We start from the raw sequence: 3837 nt of genomic DNA on the forward strand, positions 1-3837 counted from the left end.
GGGGAGGCTACTTAAGGAGAAGGGGATGACCATTTCAGTGGCTGAGTCGTGTACAGGAGGCCTTATCGCCCACCGCGTCACCGAGATCCCAGGCAGCTCCGAGTACTTCCTTCGGGGGCTGGTGGTCTATACCAACCAGGCGAAGGAGGACCTCTTGGGTGTGCCGCGCTCCATATTAGAAAAATTTGGTCCAGTGAGCAGGGAGACAGCCGAGTTCATGGTCAAGGGGGTAAGGGAGCAGAGCAGGACCACCTTAGGTGTGGCCATTACAGGTATTGCCGGCCCCACAGGGGGCACTCCCAACACCCCTGTCGGGAGGGTCTTCATTGCCCTAGCCGCAGAAGATATAATAGAGATAAAAAAATACGACTTCTTCGGCGATCGCCATCAGATAAAACTGATGGCCTCTGAGGTGGCCCTGGACAGGGTGAGAAGATATTTGTTAAGACCCTAACTATACTCCTTTATGCCCTTTCTGGGATGAAGCTTACTTCCCCTTTTCCCACCCGCAATACCCGAGGATAGTCACCAATAAAGTCGATGATACTGGAGTGTTCTGCCACAATGGTCCCACCATCGATTACCAGATCTAGAGCCTTACCGAACATATGAGCAATATCTTCAGGATCACTATAGAGGCTTTCATCAGGTTTCGTGACGCTGGTGGTGATGATGGGATGCCCCAGCTCCCTAACCAGGGCGAGGGAGATCTTGTTATCAGGGACCCTGATTCCCACAGTCTTCTGGTTGGTGAGCATGATCTTGGGGACCAGTTTGGTGGCCCCCAGGATAAAGGTGTAGGGACCTGGGATGAGCGTTCTCATGATCCTATAGGCGTAATCAGGGACATGGGCGTAGTTGCTGATATCCTTTAGGTCTGCGCAGATAATACTTAGACGTTTGTTTTTGCTGTGCCGCTTTAATTGGCGAATACGTTTTATGGCCTCCTTCTGGTAAAGATCGCAGCCCAGGCCATAAATGGTATCAGTAGGATAGGCAATAACCCTTCCCTCCTTTAGGGCGTCTGTTACCTTGCGGATGAGTCTGCGCTGAGGATTTACCGGATTGATCTTGATGATCATGGAACTTTCTCCTTCTCTTTAATGTGCAGTTTTTCAGATTATATCTTCTTTAAACCTCAGGGCCAAGGAAAATTTGCAAAACCCAGACTATCTGCTAGAATAACATCAAATATATTCAAAGGTGGAAACAACAATGTCTGGTGAAAAAATCCTCGTAGTTGATGACGAGGAGGATATCCTAGAGCTGGTAAGGTACAACCTCGCCCAGGAGGGATATCAGGTAACCTCTGTTACTTCGGGGGAAGAGGCGCTTAAACAGGTTCGCACAGGGGTGCCTGATCTCATCATATTGGATCTGATGTTGCCAGGCGTCGATGGATTGGATGTCTGCAAACAATTAAAAAACGATACCCGAACTGCTCATATCCCCATTGTGATGTTAACGGCCAAAGGGGAAGAGACCGATATTGTCATCGGCTTGGAGCTTGGGGCCGACGACTATATTACCAAGCCATTTAGCCCCAAGGTGCTCCTGGCGAGGGTGAAGGCTGTCCTCCGTAGAAGGAAGGGCGAGCCCATAGGTGAAACAGATGTCATAAGGATCGGCGATTTGATGATCCACCCAGGTCGTTACGAGGTGTTGATAAAGGGGAAGCCTATAAAGCTCACCTCTACCGAATTTCGCGTCCTCCATTTTATGGCCAGGCGACCTGGGTGGGTCTTCACCCGTTATCAGATAGTAGATGCTGCCCGGGGGGAAGACGTTGCGGTGACCGACCGTTCAGTGGACTTTCATATGGCATCTTTGCGCCGAAAGCTCGGTCCTTATGGTGATTATATCGAGACCGTGTGGGGGGTGGGTTACCGCTTCAAGGAGTGATCATTATGCGCAGAAAAAGGCTCATCTGGAAACTCTATCCCGCCTATCTGGTGATTATTTTACTGTCCATTGTTACGGTGGGGATCTACGCCTCTACGACTATGAAGAAGTTTTACCTCCAAAAGACCGCTAAAGACCTTGAGGCCAGGGCGCATCTCATAGAGAGCCAGGTTGCACCTAGCTTTTCCATCGAACATAGTGCGTTGCTCGATCCACTGTGTAAAACGCTCGGCAGGGCTGCTTCGACCCGCATAACCTTAATCCTCCCCTCTGGCGAGGTATTGGGTGACACTGAAGAGGACCCAAGAAGGATGGACAATCACGCTCATCGCCCAGAGATCAAAAAGGCCCTTGCTTGGCAAACAGGGGTCTCCACCCGTTATAGCCATACCCTGCAAAAAGAGATGATGTATGTAGCCATACCCGTGATAAGAGAGGGAAGGGTCGCTGGCGTGGTAAGGACATCCATACCCGTTACCGAGATCAATAAGGCCTTGGGCACCATCTATCAAGAGGTCGCCCTGGGCGGGGTGCTTATGATCATTTTGGCTGCGGCGGTAAGTCTCTATATCTCCAGGCGTATCAGCCACCCATTAGAAGAGATGAAGAGAGGTGCAAAACGCTTTGCCGAAGGCGACCTTACCCATAGGCTCTTGGTCCCTGATTCCGAGGAACTCGGAGGTCTCGCTGAAGCGCTGAATCAGATGGCCCAACAACTTGGTGAGAAGATCCAGGTGACTACAGAACAGCGTAACGAACTGGAGGCCATTCTATCAGCAATGAGGGAAGGGGTAGTGGCCATTGACACTGAGGAGCGAATTCTCACATTGAATCAATCCGCTGGTTTACTTCTGGGGATCGATATCTCCACAGCAAAGGGTCGTACCATACAGGAGATGATCAGAAACGCCGATCTCCAACGCTTCCTCGGTAAGGTCCTTACAGGGCAGGGGCCGATGGAAGAAGAGATCGTCCTCCATGGTACTGAAAGCAAATTCCTCCAGGTCAGTGGTACTGTACTAAGCGATAGCGATGGAGGGAAGATCGGTGCCCTTGTTGTCCTAAGCGATATTACGAGACTGCGTCACCTTGAGGATATTAGACGGGAGTTTGTGGCCAATGTATCCCATGAACTAAAGACACCTATCACCTCCATAAAAGGGTTTGTGGAGACCTTACGGGAAGGGGCCATCGACGACAGGGAAAATGCCCGAAAATTCCTGGAGATCGTCTCCAAACAGTCAGGCCGTTTAAATGCAATCATTGAGGATCTCCTGAGTCTTTCTAGGATAGAACAAGAGGCCGAAAGAGGAGAGATCCAACTTGCAGAGGAAAATTTAAGAAAGGTCCTTGAGGCTGCCATCCTCGATCATGAGACAAGGGCCCAGGAACGCAACATAGAGGTAACCTTGAACTGTAGTGATGAGGTCATGGTCAAAGCCAACTCACGCCTCCTTGAACAGACAGTGGGCAATCTCCTCGATAACGCTATCAAGCACAGCGAACCAGGAGGCGCAGTAGAGGTCGAGGTTATCAAAGATGAAGGCGAAGTTGCCATAAAGGTCAGTGATCATGGATGTGGCATAGCCCCTGAACACCTTCCACGGCTCTTCGAACGTTTCTATAGGGTGGACAAGGCGAGGAGCCGAGAACTCGGTGGCACAGGACTGGGGCTTGCCATTGTCAAACACATCGTCCAGGCCCATGAAGGAAGGGTCACCGTGGAGAGCACCTTAGGAAAGGGAAGTATCTTTAGCATTTACCTACCAAACCCTTATGAGGGTTTGCCCTCACCCCCAACTATGTGAGATACAGGAGTCAAGGATTCTAGGATTCGAGGGGTCTGGGATTTTAGCAAAAGAAAAACCACTTGGGCCCTTGAACCCTAGACCCCTTTTTTTCTCTAGGGGTTTCAGGGGGCAAAGCCCCCTGAAG

Annotated in this window: 4 protein-coding genes; 3 read left to right on the forward strand and 1 reads right to left on the reverse strand. The window is 50.5% G+C overall.

Annotated features, from left to right (window positions below; translation table 11 throughout):
• The coding region (locus JRI46_12200; protein ID MBW2040326.1) for a CinA family protein at positions 1–454 on the forward strand (454 nt) is incomplete at its 5' end.
• Positions 455–464: 10 nt separating this feature from the next.
• Here the strand turns inward: JRI46_12200 and JRI46_12205 are convergent.
• Complete coding sequence (locus tag JRI46_12205; protein MBW2040327.1) at positions 465–1082, reverse strand: threonylcarbamoyl-AMP synthase; 618 nt, start codon at positions 1080–1082, stop codon at positions 465–467.
• 133 nt (positions 1083–1215) lie between these two features.
• Between JRI46_12205 and JRI46_12210 the strand changes: the two genes are divergently transcribed.
• Complete coding sequence (locus JRI46_12210) at positions 1216–1902, forward strand: response regulator (GenBank protein ID MBW2040328.1); 687 nt, start codon at positions 1216–1218, stop codon at positions 1900–1902.
• A gap of 5 nt (positions 1903–1907) precedes the next feature.
• A complete protein-coding gene (locus JRI46_12215) occupies positions 1908–3710 on the forward strand; it encodes a HAMP domain-containing protein (GenBank protein MBW2040329.1) in 1803 nt (600 codons plus the stop codon).
• Positions 3711–3837 lie beyond the last annotated feature (127 nt).

The sequence above is a fragment of the Deltaproteobacteria bacterium genome, from assembly GCA_019308925.1.
In the GTDB taxonomy this organism is placed as follows: Bacteria; Desulfobacterota; B13-G15; order B13-G15; family RBG-16-54-18; genus JAFDHG01.